Annotated in this window: 12 protein-coding genes; 3 read left to right on the forward strand and 9 right to left on the reverse strand. The window is 65.2% G+C overall.

The window, feature by feature from the left end; translation table 11 throughout:
* Nucleotides 1-45 precede the first annotated feature (45 nt).
* The 3 genes from PEP31012_RS17630 to PEP31012_RS17645 all read right to left on the reverse strand — a co-directional run bounded on the left by PEP31012_RS17630 (nt 46) and on the right by PEP31012_RS17645 (nt 2,846).
* Nucleotides 46-918 (reverse strand): 23S rRNA (adenine(2030)-N(6))-methyltransferase RlmJ, encoded by an 873-nt coding sequence (locus PEP31012_RS17630; RefSeq protein WP_150590597.1) that lies wholly within the window; start codon nt 916-918, stop codon nt 46-48.
* Complete coding sequence (locus PEP31012_RS17640) at nt 918-1,697, reverse strand: DNA-3-methyladenine glycosylase I (RefSeq protein WP_281355512.1); 780 nt, start codon at nt 1,695-1,697, stop codon at nt 918-920. The genes PEP31012_RS17630 and PEP31012_RS17640 overlap by 1 nt, the downstream gene beginning before the upstream one ends.
* A gap of 288 nt (nt 1,698-1,985) precedes the next feature.
* Entirely contained in the window at nt 1,986-2,846 is an 861-nt protein-coding gene (locus tag PEP31012_RS17645) for a fumarylacetoacetate hydrolase family protein (RefSeq protein WP_150590598.1), read from the reverse strand.
* A gap of 356 nt (nt 2,847-3,202) precedes the next feature.
* On the opposite strand from PEP31012_RS17645, the gene PEP31012_RS17650 reads away from it, so the two are divergent.
* The gene (locus tag PEP31012_RS17650; RefSeq protein WP_150590599.1) at nt 3,203-4,285 is read left to right on the forward strand and encodes a calcium:cation antiporter; all 1,083 of its coding nucleotides are present in this window, start codon (nt 3,203-3,205) and stop codon (nt 4,283-4,285) included.
* 206 nt (nt 4,286-4,491) lie between these two features.
* Here the strand turns inward: PEP31012_RS17650 and PEP31012_RS17655 are convergent, their stop codons facing one another.
* The gene (locus tag PEP31012_RS17655) at nt 4,492-4,719 is read right to left on the reverse strand and encodes a hypothetical protein (protein WP_150590600.1); all 228 of its coding nucleotides are present in this window, start codon (nt 4,717-4,719) and stop codon (nt 4,492-4,494) included.
* Between the two features lie 54 nt (nt 4,720-4,773).
* On the reverse strand, nt 4,774-5,028 hold the full coding sequence (locus tag PEP31012_RS17660; RefSeq protein ID WP_150590601.1) for a hypothetical protein: 255 nt from the start codon (nt 5,026-5,028) through the stop codon (nt 4,774-4,776).
* Nucleotides 5,029-5,142: 114 nt separating this feature from the next.
* On the opposite strand from PEP31012_RS17660, the gene PEP31012_RS17665 reads away from it, so the two are divergent.
* Together PEP31012_RS17665 and xth are read left to right on the forward strand one after the other, a co-directional pair.
* Nucleotides 5,143-5,880, forward strand: a complete 738-nt coding sequence (locus tag PEP31012_RS17665; RefSeq protein ID WP_150590602.1) for a riboflavin synthase subunit alpha — start codon at nt 5,143-5,145, stop codon at nt 5,878-5,880.
* Nucleotides 5,881-5,908: 28 nt separating this feature from the next.
* Nucleotides 5,909-6,688: an exodeoxyribonuclease III gene (gene xth, locus PEP31012_RS17670; protein WP_150590603.1), complete on the forward strand. Its 780-nt coding sequence runs from the start codon at nt 5,909-5,911 to the stop codon at nt 6,686-6,688.
* Between the two features lie 159 nt (nt 6,689-6,847).
* On the opposite strand, the gene PEP31012_RS17675 is transcribed toward xth, so the two are convergent.
* The 4 genes from PEP31012_RS17675 to PEP31012_RS17690 all read right to left on the reverse strand — a co-directional run.
* The gene (locus PEP31012_RS17675; protein WP_150590604.1) at nt 6,848-7,831 is read right to left on the reverse strand and encodes a flagellar brake protein; all 984 of its coding nucleotides are present in this window, start codon (nt 7,829-7,831) and stop codon (nt 6,848-6,850) included.
* Nucleotides 7,832-8,102: 271 nt separating this feature from the next.
* The gene (locus tag PEP31012_RS17680) at nt 8,103-10,979 is read right to left on the reverse strand and encodes a pentapeptide repeat-containing protein (RefSeq protein ID WP_150590605.1); all 2,877 of its coding nucleotides are present in this window, start codon (nt 10,977-10,979) and stop codon (nt 8,103-8,105) included.
* Nucleotides 10,980-11,104: 125 nt separating this feature from the next.
* Nucleotides 11,105-12,013, reverse strand: coding sequence for a dTDP-4-dehydrorhamnose reductase (gene rfbD / locus PEP31012_RS17685; RefSeq protein ID WP_150590606.1), 909 nt, complete (start codon nt 12,011-12,013; stop codon nt 11,105-11,107).
* Nucleotides 12,014-12,068: 55 nt separating this feature from the next.
* Nucleotides 12,069-12,450: helix-turn-helix domain-containing protein (locus PEP31012_RS17690; protein WP_281355513.1), on the reverse strand; the 382-nt coding region annotated here is incomplete at its 5' end.

The raw sequence follows: 12,450 nt of genomic DNA on the forward strand, positions 1-12,450 counted from the left end.
CAACGGCAGCGATACCGCTAAGTCGACCCGCTCGGGTCGGACGTCTCAACTCTGCTTGCCTTCGAGCAGGAATTGCGCGCCCTTGTCCTGACCGAGCGTCTTGACGAGATACGGCAGCGTTGTCTTGAGGGTGTCCTGCAACATGTACGGCGGATTCACAATGAACATGCCGCTACCGTGCAGGCCCATACCGCCCGGCACCGGATTGCACACGGTCAGCGACGCATTCACCCAGTTCTTGATCGGCTGCCCGTTGATCGTGAGGCGCTTCATGCGCTCCGGCAACTGCGCGGCCTCGCGGCGCTGCACCAGCGGATACCACACGGCATACATCCCCGTCGGAAACCGGTCGAGACCTTCCTGCACGGTCTGCGTCGCGCGGGTGTAATCACGCTTGTCTTCGTACGACGGGTCGATCAGCGTGAACGCCCGGCGCGATGCCGGCGGCAAGATCGTCTTGAGGCCCGCGAAACCGTCGGCACCGAAGATCATCGTACGACGCGCCACTTCCCGCCCCTGCGCCTCGAAGTTTTCGCGCAGCACTTCCTGTTCGGTCGGATGCATCTCGAACAAGCGCAGCCGATCGCGATCCCCAAGCAATTGCAGGGCAAAGTACGGCGAGCCCGGGTAATAGCGCAGCTTGCCGTCCGGATTGAACTCGCGCACCAGCGTGACGTAGTCCGCGAGCGGCGGCGGCAGATCGTCGCGCGACCAGAGGCGGCCGATACCGGTCTCGTACTCACCCGTCTTGTCGGCCCATTTGCTGTCGAGCGCGTAACCGCCTGCGCCGGCATGCGTGTCGATGTACCAGAACGCCGAGTCCTTCTGGCGCATGTAATCGATGCATTCAACGGCGATGAAGTGTTTCAGCACGTCGGCGTGGTTGCCGGCGTGAAAGGCGTGGCGGTAGCTGAACATTAGGCAGATCCTGATTCGTCAGGCGCGATTGTAGCCGACGACGCATCCCCACGGCATTTCCGTGCTTGTGCAAGGCCGATTTGACGCTGCGCAGACGCATTCGCCCCCACCGCCTTCACGGCCTTCACGGCCTTCACCGCCTTTGCCGCCTTTACGGACGTGACCGCCTTTGCCGCCGTCATCGCCTTCGCCGCCTTCGCCGCCTTTGCCGCCTTTGCCGCCTTCACCGCCTTGTGACGCGGACACGCGACGAGATGGTCATTCACCAGCCCCGCCGCCTGCATGAACGAATAGCAGATCGTCGAGCCCACGAAGGTGAATCCCGCCTTCTTCAGCGCCTTGCTCATGGCGTCCGAGACGGCGGTACTCGCCGGCACCTCGCCAAGCGACGTCCAGCGGTTTTGCAGCGGCTCGCCGCCGACGAACTGCCAGACGAAATCGCTAAAGCGCGTGCCTGCCGCCTCCATCGCCAGATAGGCCCTCGCCCCCTTGATCACACCAGCAATCTTGAGGCGATTGCGCACGATCCCGGCATCCGCCAACAGGCGCGCCTCGTCCTCCGGCCCGAATGCCGCAACGCGCACCGGATCAAATTGCGCGAACGCCAGCCGGTAGTTGTCGCGCTTCTTGAGGATGGTGGACCACGACAGCCCCGCCTGCGCCCCTTCGAGCATCAGCAGCTCGAACAACGCGCGCGAATCGCGCAGCGGCACCCCCCACTCTTCGTCGTGATACCGACGATACTGCTCGAAGCCATCGCTCCACGGACATCGTTCCATTGGTCTCTCGATAGTGGCGCCCACTCGCAAACGCCGCGGACGCGTGCTGACGAATGTGACAAGTGTGCCAGCAATCGCACACCAAGCGAACCAGCCAGCGCATGGCACGCGCGACTTTGCGCCACTCGGCCATGCCGAGGCAGAATTTTCCGTGCCGCAGGACGGACAACACCCAGCAGACCGAATGCGGCGAGCCGACCCGCGAGCGCGGCGGCGCATCGAAATACGCCGGCGAATAGCGTCAATCCGTACGTCGGCGCTGAACGGGCCGTGGAATCCGGAACACGCTCAGTCGAGCCAGCGCGTATCGTAAGCGTGGACTTCCTGCGTCTGCTCGCCCAGGCCGTCGATGCCTAGATGCATCACGTCGCCCGGCTTGAGGTACACCGGCGGCTTCTGCCCCAGGCCAACGCCCGGCGGCGTGCCGGTGGTCACCAGATCGCCCGGCTTGAGCGTGGCAAACTGGCTCATGTAATGCACAAGATACGCCACGCTGAAGATCATCTTCGACGTGTGCCCCGTCTGACGGCGCACTCCGTTCACGTCGAGCCACAAGCCCAGTTGCTGCGGATCGCGAATCTCGTCGGTTGTGACCAGCCACGGGCCGACCGGACCGAAGGTGTCGAAGCCCTTGCCCTTGTCCCACGTGCCGCCGCGCTCAATCTGATACTCGCGCTCGGAGACGTCGTTCACGAGGCAATAGCCCGCCACGTAGTCGAGCGCGCTTTCGAGCGGCACATAGCGCGCCGTCTTGCCGATCACGAAACCCAGCTCAACCTCCCAATCCCCCTTGACGGCGTTCCTGGGCAACACCACGGGGTCGTTCGGGCCATTCAGGCAGTTCTCCCACTTGGTGAAGAGCACCGGCTCGGGCGGCGCGTCCAGACCCGCTTCGGCCGCGTGGTCGCTGTAGTTCAGGCCAACCGCCAGGAACTTGCCCAGCCCCGTGAACGGCACGCCCAGACGTCCCGGCGATGGCACTACCGGCAAGTTCGCCGGATCCAGCGCGCGCAATGCCGCCAGCCCTTGCGGGCTCAGTGTCTCCGGCGTAATGTCGGCGATCACCCCGGAGAGGTCACGCACCATGCCGTCGGCATCAAGCAGGCCCGGCTTTTCCTGGCCCTTCGGGCCGAAACGCAGTAGTTTCAAAGCGATGTCTCCTCGCGAAATTGAGCGTGACAGTACGCGCGTCGCCCCCAGCGCGTCAATATCGGCGCGCAAGTCGGCGCGAGAATGGCAGGATTTTTCGTTCCACCCACGGAATTTGCCGACACACTCGCACTCGGTGTCCGAGTCGCGATCGCTCGGGATCGCCCATTAATGCGCGTCTCGACGCACTGACGATTCACGACGCAGCACGTCAACGCCTTGCGGTTGTCCGGGTGTCACTTTTCTGCGACCATGATTCGCCGCCTCGACGTTCTCATCGGGGCAAGGTTCCCGCCGTCGCTGCAACGGTTGTGCTTCGCGCCTTCCCCGTTCCCCGAATTCTGGAGTCTCCGACGATGTCCTCCTCAAAGACCGCCAAGGCGGGTCACTGGACCATGTACACGCCGATCGTGGCTCTGGTGGTGCTCGGCATTGCTGGGTTCCTGCCCTACGGTACCTCGCTCGCGGTCTGTGCCGCGGCGCTGGCCGGCGCCGTGTTCTCCGCCGTGCATCACGCCGAAACGGTCGCCCACAAGGTCGGCGAGCCGTTCGGCACCCTGGTTCTGGCCGTGGCCGTCACGATCATCGAAGTGGCCCTGATCGTCTCAGTCATGCTTTCAGGCGGGCCCGACAAGGCGGGACTGGCGCGCGATACGGTGTTCGCGGCCATCATGATCGTCTCGACCGGGATCGTCGGCCTGTGCCTGCTCTTCGGTGGGGTACGTCATCACACCCAGGGCTTTCATGTCGAAGGCGCGAGTGCCGCGCTCGCGGTGCTGTGTGCACTGTCGGTGTTGACGCTGGTGCTGCCGAACTACACCAGCTCGGTACTGGGCCCCGGCCTCACCGCGTCGCAACTGGCCTTCGAGGGCATGATCTCGCTCGTGCTGTATATGGTGTTCGTGTTCGTGCAAACGGTGAGCCATCGCGATTACTTCCTCGCAAAAGCGCCGAGCGAAGAAGTGCACGCGACACCGCCGTCGCGTCGTACGGCCGTATTGAGTCTGGGGCTGCTGGTGGTGGCGCTGCTGGCCGTGGTCGGCCTGGCGAAGAAGCTCTCTCCCGCCGTCGAACATGCAGTCGCCGAGGCCGGCGCGCCGAAAGCGGTGGTCGGCATTGTGATTGCCGCACTGGTATTGCTGCCGGAAGGACTGGCCGCCCTGCGCGCCGCGCGGGCGAACAAGCTGCAGACGAGCCTGAATCTGGCGCTCGGCTCAGCGCTGGCAAGTATCGGGCTGACGATTCCGACCGTCGCGGCCGTCTCGCTCGTGCTCGATCAACACATTGAACTGGGGCTCGCCCCGAAGGAAACCGTCCTGCTTGCGGTCACGCTGCTTGTCGGCGTGATCACGCTCGGCACGGGACGCACCACCGTGCTGCAAGGCGCCGTCCACCTGGTGCTGTTCGCCGCGTTCCTGTTCCTGGCTATCGTTCCTTGACCTTCAAGCGGGCCGGCGCTCGCGCAAGGCATCCATCCGGCGCGATCGTTTCATGCATTCGTCTGACGTGTCCTCCCTATGTGTTCAACTGACGCGTTCGTCCGCCATTCTTTTTGGCTCCGGTCGCCCCGCGCGTTCGTTTGGCTAGCGCACTGACACGGCAGACGTTGACGGCGCGTCGTCGCATCCGCCGCGCCCCGGTTCGCTCAGGCCTTGTCGGTGCCCTGTTTTTTTGTGTCGTTGCCGGTCGCGGCGGCGTCGACGGTCGTCGATTCGTCCGCCGGGGCGCCGAGCAACGCGCCCAGCAGCTTGCTGCCGACGGCGTTGCGCTTGTTTTGCGCGCCGACCTGCTTGCCGCCTTGCGGGCCGCGACGCACGCTGGCGTCGATCTTCAGGCCCTTGCGCTTCTGAAGCTCAAATTTCGTCTGTGTCATGATGCGGTCCGTGATGGGCTTGCCCCTCAGGCAGGCCGGGTGAAATCCAGTGGTTCAGAGATCGATGCCGAGGCTACCGTCGGCGGCCAGCGCCTTGGCCAGCGCGTGCGCGGCTTCGAGCGCGTCGTTGGCCCACCGATACGCCTCAAGCGTGATATGGGTCAGCGGCGGGTCCAGCGTTTCGATGACGTCGTCCACGTCGCGCCAGCCGGTGAAATGCACCACGCCGTGGTATTGCCCGTCCGGCGCGGGCAACGTCTCCGCCCAATAATAAAAGCCCTCCGCCAGCAGGCAACCTTCGAAACCCATGTCGATCCCGTGAAAAGGCGGCATCGTAGCACGTCGCATGGCGAGCGGCATACTGGCGCAACGCAGTAGAATACGGCGACATAGCAACCCACAACTCTAGTTACCGACATCACGATGTTTACCGGAATTGTTCAAGGCACGGCCACGCTGTCGTCCATCGAAGATCGCGACGGCATGCGCACCCTCGAGCTGGCGTTTCCCGAAGGTTTTTGCGAAGACCTCACGCTCGGGGCCAGCGTCTCCGTCGACGGCGTTTGTCTGACGGTCACGCAATTGCTCTCACCCACCAGCGCGTCGTTCGACGTGATTCTGCAGAGCCTGAACGTCACGACACTCGGCGGCTTCGGCGCGGGCGCCCAGGTCAATGTCGAGCGCGCGGCCAAGGATGGCGCCGAAATCGGTGGGCATCCGCTCTCGGGCCATATCGACTTCTCGACCGACATCCTCAGCGTGCGCACGTCGGACACGAATCGCGTGCTGCGCATCGCAATTCCGGAAGCGTTCCGCAAGTATGTCTTCGCGAAAGGATATATCGCGATCAACGGCGCAAGCCTGACGGTCTCGGAAGTCAATCGGCAGGAAGGCTGGTTCGAAGTGTGGCTGATTCCCGAGACGCGCCGCATGACGACGTTCGAGGACAAGCTCGCCGGCACACGGGTCAACATCGAGATCGAGCGGAGCACGCAGGTGGTGGTCGACACGGTGCGCGAAGCCGTGCAGGAGAGTCTCGGCCGTCTGCAGCCGGTGCTCGAAGCGCTGCTCAAGGAAAAGGGCCTCGCGCTCGACGATTTCGTGTCGGTGCCGCAGTTGGCCGCCGACACTGCCGGGGCCAAACCCGCCTCCAAGGCTTGAGCCTGCCGAACACCACTGAAGGAAATTCATGCAACTCGCCACCTGGAACGTCAATTCGCTCAAGGTTCGTCTCGGTCATGTTCAGGACTGGTTGCGCAGCAACCCGGTCGACGTTCTGTGTCTTCAGGAACTGAAACTGACCGACGAGAACTTCCCGATCACCGAGATCGCCGCGCTCGGCTACACGTCGCACTTCACCGGCCAGAAGACGTATAACGGCGTCGCACTGCTGGTCAACCACGCGAAGGTGGGCGAAGCGACCGATCTGGTCAAGAATCTGCCGAATTTTGCCGACGAGCAGCAGCGTCTGATTACCGCAACCATCGGCGGCGTGCGCGTGGTCTGCGGCTACTTTCCGAACGGGCAGGCCGTCGATTCGGACAAGTTCGTCTACAAGCTGAACTGGCTCGATGCCCTCACCCATTGGCTGTCCGACGAGATGGAGCGCCACCCCCGACTCGCGCTGCTCGGCGACTACAACATCGCGCCCGAAGACCGCGACGTGCACGACCCCGCGAAATGGGAAGGCCAGAATCTGGTGTCGCCACAGGAACGCCAAGCGTTCGCACGGCTGCAAGGACTCGGCCTGCGCGATACCTTCCGCATGTTCGATCAACCCGAGAAGACGTTCAGTTGGTGGGACTACCGCATGGGCGCGTTCCGTCGCAACGCCGGGTTGCGCATCGATCACATTCTCGTGTCGTCCGCCTTGGCCGAGCGCTGCACCGCGTGCGAGATCGACCGCGTGCCCCGCACATGGGAGCAACCGTCGGACCACACGCCCGTCGTCGCCACGTTCAAGGACTGATACGCCGTCGTTGCGATTCGTTGTGCGCTCGGCACTGTTCGATCGTGCAAGGCAAACGGCCCCGAATCTGAATAGTCGCGTCACGTTGGACGTCACGCCAGCGCCTGGAAGTCAGGTCAGGCGCAGGGGCCGTTTTTCGCTATTCGAGCGCTGGGCGGATCACTGACCACGGCGGGGATCCGCCAGGCGCGATTCATAGACGAAGCAGCGAATCGCCGCCTTGTTGCGGGTGTCCATCTGCATGAACTCCAGGCCGTAGGCCCACGTGCCATCGACGCGCGGACCTTCCTCGCTGCGAACCGCCGCCATGCCGAGAATCGGCACGACATCCGCGCCGATCGACACACGGAACTGCAACGCGACGAGATGGCACCCGTCGGGCAACGGCGCCTTCACGACGATTCCGGCCCCATCGGCACTGATGTCGCGCACCAGCACCAGCCACTCGGGCGTGTCCTGCGGGTCGGCGAGCATGCGGGTGAACGAAACACGCGACGTCTCGTCCAGCGGCGACAGACGTGCCACCAGCCGCGTATCGACACGCGGCGTGCGACGCACAGGCGTCTCGCGCACTTCAGAAGGACGCGAGAGCACCCAATAGTCGAACGCACCGTGATGCGCGCTGTGCACGTCACAATGGAATTCGTACAGGTTGTCGCCGGGAAACGTCCAGAGCGCAAGCCGGTCGCCCGCCGTCACCGACAGCGGCGTGTCGCCCGACGTCGGCGGCGTGATGATCAACATGCCGTTGGGCGCGCGGCCGATCAGGCGGGCACGCACGCGCGAGTGCTCGGCATCCGGCGAGACGCGCACTTGCAGCCACGCGCCGATCGGCAACGGCACCGGCAATCCCTGCAGATACACGGTCGATGCACTTGCCCCCAGCGGTGACGCGGAATTCGCGGCCTCCGTGCGCCCCGCCGCCTCGCCAGTTTTCGCCGCGTCGGGAAGCGGCCTGTGTGGCGCGAACATGGTGAACAGCCAGTCGAGATCGGCCTCGGACGGCAACCGCTCACCCGCCGCCAGCAGCGGTGTGCCGTCGGCGTCGAACAACGGCCAGGAGAGGGGAACATGGGCGTCAAGCTCGCGACGGTTGACCGCCACGAATCCCGGATAGCCTGACGCAATACCTGTCGAGTACATGATGCCTTGGAAAGTACGAAACCCTTGAGAGCCTGGGAACAAGGCATTGGCCTTCCCGTATTCTGGCGCGCGGGACCGCCCATCGGGCGCCCCCTCGCACGGGCATCCAGCGCCAAAACCCAACAAAAGTCGCCAACGTCAGACACTCGACGCATTTGACCATCCGAAAGCGTCACCGAAACAGACGACGGCTTGCGCTTAGGCACGTTTTACCACGAAAACCCGCATACCCTGACGGTGAAACATCGGGCAAAAATCCTCTCATTCCTGCTCAATCTCCCGCGCTCCCCGCGGCGGCGGGAGCGTCGGAAGCGTCAACTTCACGACGCGAATGCATCGCCCGTCGAATCGTCTCGGCCCCGAGCGGCAGTCGAATCGCCCAGAACCACGGGAGCGTTTGACGGCACGCCTGCGCCAACCCCGGCAAGTGCGCGATGTCTGGACATGTCAGCCAGTCGGCCAACCGCTCCGCCAGCCGGTCCGCCGACCTCGTATCGCCGGCCAGACACTCGCGCAACGCCAGTGCCTGCGGCACGTTGCGCGATGCGGTGTCGCCCGCCAAGGTGTCGTTCAAGACCGCGAGCGCGAAGTCGCGATAGGCCCTAATTCGCTGCGCAGGCACTGCCGCCTCGCCTGCCGCCGCCCCCGAAGCGGATTTCGCGATCGACCACGGTCGATGCCATTCCGGTTGGGTGGCCAGCCAGCTCAAGCCAGCCACGACGGACATCGATCGAACACGCCTCGCCATGGCGGCACCCAGCGACGCCTCGCCATCGGGCATGACGAACGGGATCTCGCGGAAAACGTCTTCGATATCGGCACGTCCCGCCCGCCGCAGTTGCACGTGGTTCGGTGAGTGCGCCGAAAGCACTACGGCGTCGAGCCTGTCTGCGGCACTCAATGTCACATTCAATGGCGCGGGCGACGCCAGCGACGACGCCGCGCCGACGGCCGCGTGCGACGGATCCCACGCCCCATGGCACGCGGCATGAGCGTGGTTCGCCCCGTCCGTACCGAACCAGCGGCCGACAAGCCGGACGAAGGGATCGAGCGGAGGTTCCACCGGCCAAAGTGCCGAAAGAAAGCCGAATTCCCTGAGCAGGCCCTGAAGTTGCGTCATGCTTCCCGGCACAAAGTCGTCGGGCGACGCCGCATCGCGCGCGATGACTCGCGTGCCGCACCATCGCCAGCCGGGCAGCGCGTCGTAAGTGCGAGACAATTCGATCTCCGCCGCCGAGGCATCGGCGCCCGCGCCCAGCACACTGGCCAGCAGATGCCGCGGCAAACGCGCCGCAACCCCGCCGTCTGCCCCAATGAGCACAACGAATGCAGCATCGAGCGCGTCGACCCCATCGGCCGAGAGCGCCACAGGCACTTGCGGCGGTAGCGCGTCGAACCACGCGGCCCGAAGCGCCTGCGCACGCGAATCGCCAACACCACCCCCCCCTTCCCCGGCCCAGTAAAGGGTTTGACACATCGCTCCGGCCAGCGACCACCGGGCCTGAGGCGACGCATCGCTACAGTGCCGGTGCAACGCCGTCATGAGCGATGCCGTGCCCCATTGCGCCCGTGCGCCCAACCAGCGCTCGCCCGTCAATTCGTGAAGGGTGCGCTTGATCCATTGCGCGCGCAGTTCGGCAAAGCCGTCATGCTCGCCGATGCCTCCCGCCTCCATGCTCGACACCAGCAAACGGCCGAGCCAGTCGCTGCGCTGCACGGAATCGGGCAGCCGCTCCAGCCGTGGCGCCATCTCGCACCCCTTGTCCAATATTCCAGGCGGGCGGGCGAGTGCGACCAATAATTGCAGGAAAACGTTCGCGCGCGCCGCTGGCTGATCGAGCGGAAATGTCATCAGCGATTGCACGACGCTTTCGAGGTCGGACGGCGTGAGATGACGCAGCCACGCAGCGTCCAGACGAACGCGGGCGCCCTGCCACTGCGTGCCGGTCAGCCGGCAGCCGGCCCCGATGCGCACGTCTTTCAAGCTCGCACCGCAGAACCGGGCATGGCGTAAATCGCAGGCCTCGAAGCGCGCGCCATTGAGCTTCGCCCCGCGCGCGTCCCACCCCAGGAATTCGCATTGGCGGAATTCGGCACTCCGCAGATCCGCACCGATGGCCTGCCCGTTGCGCATGGCCACCGACGTCCATTGCGAGCGTTTGGCCTTCGCGCCGATCCATTTGGCACCATGCGCGCTGCCCCCGGTAAAACACGCCCCCTGCAATTGGGTCCGATGGAACGAGGCGCCATCGAGACGCCCCTGCGCAAAGTGCTGTCCCTGGCATCGCGCTTCGCTCAGATCGGTGCCGCACATCACCGTGTGCGAAAGCTTGGCGCAACGAAGATCGGCCGTCACCAGCCGCGCGCCGCTCACGTCTGCCGCATGAAAGCAGGCACCACGCAAATCGGCCCCCTCGAAGTCGGCGTTGACCTGATTCGAATACGAAAACCCCGCGTTCGCCAACGATGCCCCGGTCCACCATGCCCCACTGAACTGTCCGCCGCCGAATTGAGCACCCGGCGCGATCACCCCGCGCAAGTCGCCGTTCGGCATCGACAGATCGGGCAATACGGCGTTGCGCAGATTCGACAGCGTAAGCGCGACACTCTGAACGGCAACCGGCCATTCATGCATGGGCAAATGCGCGCAGGCCTGCACGTCGGAAGACGCGTCATCGGTCGACGACAGCCAGTGCCATCGCGGGACGGCCGACGCCTGACCACCGGGTTGCGCGCACCATTTCACCAGATCGCGTGCTACCGCAGCAACCCGCGTGCCGTCGAGCAGATGCGAAAAGCGGGTGCGCCATGCCTGCCGCAGCGCACGCTTGTCGAACGCCAAGTCGACGCCTGCGGCGGTCCCGATGCCATGCGGGGGCGCATCGCTCGCGAATCGATCGGTGGCACCGGCATGCGCGACATTTCCGGCGAGCCGGTGCGCCAGCCAGGCCACTTGCAGCGAGATCACGCGACGCTCGTCCGCGTTGGCACGCAGCACCGCGTGGCGCAGCCCCTCGGGCGGAGGCGCACTGCGTGCCGCCAGTTCGGAAGCCGACAATGCGCGGTCGCTCACGATACCGCCCTCGATCGGGCGGACAACGACGGATGTTTGTGCCCCGCCCGACATCCCGCTCTGAACCGGCCTCATGCGTCGCTCCTTGGCGCGCGCTCACAGGCGCACGCAAAAAGGCACCATGTTGCCGAAGGAATGCGACCCTGCGCGCCGGGGAAATTCCGATTTGGTGGGCAGGCCCGTCGGGCAGGACGGTCGTCTCAGCCGAGGCAGAGTGCCAGCGCGTCACGCCAGTCGGGCGCGCGAACACCAAAGGTACGGGCGAGCTTGTCGTTGTCGAGCACCGAATACGCCGGGCGCTTGGCCGGCAATGGATAGGCAGAAGTCGGAATTGCCACAACGTTCGGACGCTTCTGCGCTGCGCTCAGGTCGAGAATCGCCTCAGTGAACCCGTGCCAGGTTGTCTGCCCGGCCGCCGTCAGGTGGTACAGGCCGCCATGCTCGCGCCAGAAGTCGGCATCGCCTCCGCTCACGCCGTCCGTCCCGTCGTGCCGCCCGTCGAACCCCTGCACCAACACCTGCGAGGTCAATTCGGCGATGGTGCGACACCACGTGGGTGCCCCATGCTGGTCGGCCACGATGCGCAATTCGTCGCGCTCGCGCGCGAGTCGTTGCACGGTGAGGAGGAAGTTTGCGCCGCGCGAGCCGTACACCCAGCTCGTGCGCAGTACCAGATGGTTTGCGCCGCTCGCCGCGATGGCCGCTTCGCCCGCCAGCTTGGTGCGACCGTAGGCGTTCTGCGGGTTGGTCGGTTCGTCCTCGCGATAGGGCGTGGACGAGGTGCCGTCGAAGACGTAGTCGGTGGAAAAGTGAACAACGAGCGCGCCAGAGCGCTTGGCCGCTTCGGCCATGATCCCCGGCACGACCGCATTGACCTGATAGGCCGCGGCCTCGTCCGTCTCGGCGCGGTCGACCGCCGTATAGGCCGCCGGATTGACGATCAGATCGGGCGAGAAGTCGCGCAAGGTGCGCACCACGCTATCGGTATCGAGCAGGTCCATCTCGCGGCGACCGGGGGCGTGCACGTCGCCCAAGCCTTGCAGGCTGCGTGCCAGCTCCCAGCCGACCTGCCCGGTGGCGCCCGTCAACAGGATGCGTCGTCTTGCCATGGTAAAGCTCCCGTGTAGCCGAATCGTCAAACCAGGGAGCCTACCGTGATTGGCGTCAGGTTTCCAGCCCGAGTTCCTGAATCTTGCGGGTGATGGTATTCCGGCCGATGCCAAGTCGGCTGGCGGCCTCGACCTTGCGTCCGCGCGTGAAGTCGAGCGCTTCGTTGATCAACGCCGTCTCGAACCGACGCGTCAATTGGTCCATCACGTCGGGGGACGCCGAACGCAACAGGCGCGCCACCTCGCGGCGCAAGATCGGCTCCCAGCTTTCCGCACCCGCGCCCTCCCCCGTCGCACCGACGTTGCCCGCGAGCGCAGCGGTGCTGCCCATGCCCGCCATTGCGCCAGCGGCAGCAGCCCCCGCCTCCTGACCGCCGTAACCCGCGATGGCCGGCACCGCTGCGGTGGCCGCCGCGGCCGCCGCGGCCGCCGGCGTC

Source organism: Pandoraea eparura (assembly GCF_902459725.1).
Classification (GTDB): domain Bacteria; phylum Pseudomonadota; class Gammaproteobacteria; order Burkholderiales; family Burkholderiaceae; genus Pandoraea; species Pandoraea eparura.

Bases quoted from the DNA above. Each gene is read 5' to 3' on its own strand.
- PEP31012_RS17630 (WP_150590597.1), bottom strand. From the start codon at position 918: ATGTTCAGCTACCGCCACGCCTTTCACGCCGGCAACCACGCCGACGTG.
- PEP31012_RS17640 (WP_281355512.1), bottom strand. From the start codon at position 1,697: ATGGAACGATGTCCGTGGAGCGATGGCTTCGAGCAGTATCGTCGGTAT.
- PEP31012_RS17650 (WP_150590599.1), top strand. From the start codon at position 3,203: ATGTCCTCCTCAAAGACCGCCAAGGCGGGTCACTGGACCATGTACACG.
- PEP31012_RS17655 (WP_150590600.1), bottom strand. From the start codon at position 4,719: ATGACACAGACGAAATTTGAGCTTCAGAAGCGCAAGGGCCTGAAGATC.
- PEP31012_RS17660 (WP_150590601.1), bottom strand. From the start codon at position 5,028: ATGGGTTTCGAAGGTTGCCTGCTGGCGGAGGGCTTTTATTATTGGGCG.
- PEP31012_RS17665 (WP_150590602.1), top strand. From the start codon at position 5,143: ATGTTTACCGGAATTGTTCAAGGCACGGCCACGCTGTCGTCCATCGAA.
- xth (WP_150590603.1), top strand. From the start codon at position 5,909: ATGCAACTCGCCACCTGGAACGTCAATTCGCTCAAGGTTCGTCTCGGT.
- PEP31012_RS17675 (WP_150590604.1), bottom strand. From the start codon at position 7,831: ATGTACTCGACAGGTATTGCGTCAGGCTATCCGGGATTCGTGGCGGTC.
- PEP31012_RS17680 (WP_150590605.1), bottom strand. From the start codon at position 10,979: ATGAGGCCGGTTCAGAGCGGGATGTCGGGCGGGGCACAAACATCCGTC.
- rfbD (WP_150590606.1), bottom strand. From the start codon at position 12,013: ATGGCAAGACGACGCATCCTGTTGACGGGCGCCACCGGGCAGGTCGGC.